Below are 328 nucleotides of genomic sequence, written 5' to 3' on the forward strand. Positions count from 1 at the left end.
AGAAGGTCTCGCGGTCAGCTCGTGGGACGTGCTCTCCGGCAAGGTCGAACCCGGCAAGAACGTGCTCGTCTATGACGGCGTCAGCACGCACGCGGGTGCGGGCGTAGCGGACTTCATCTCGAGCCGCGGCTCGAATGTGGAGATCGTCACGCCCGACGTGAAAGTTGCCGACGACGTCGGCGGCACGACGTTCCCGATCTTCTACCGGCGTCTCTATGCGCAGGGCGTCATACACACGCCGAATTACTGGCTCGACAAGGTGTACGAAGAAGACGGCAAGAAAATCGCCGTGATTCGCAACGAGTACACCGAGGAGCAGGAAGAGCGC

1 pseudogene is annotated in these 328 nt (G+C 61.6%); it reads left to right on the top strand.

Features of this window, described 5'->3' with window-relative positions:
- Nucleotides 1-328 (top strand): annotated as a pseudogene (locus EN859_RS36385) (N-methylproline demethylase); the annotation flags it as partial.

The sequence above is a fragment of the Mesorhizobium sp. M00.F.Ca.ET.216.01.1.1 genome (genome assembly GCF_004010325.2).
Taxonomy (GTDB): domain Bacteria; phylum Pseudomonadota; class Alphaproteobacteria; order Rhizobiales; family Rhizobiaceae; genus Mesorhizobium.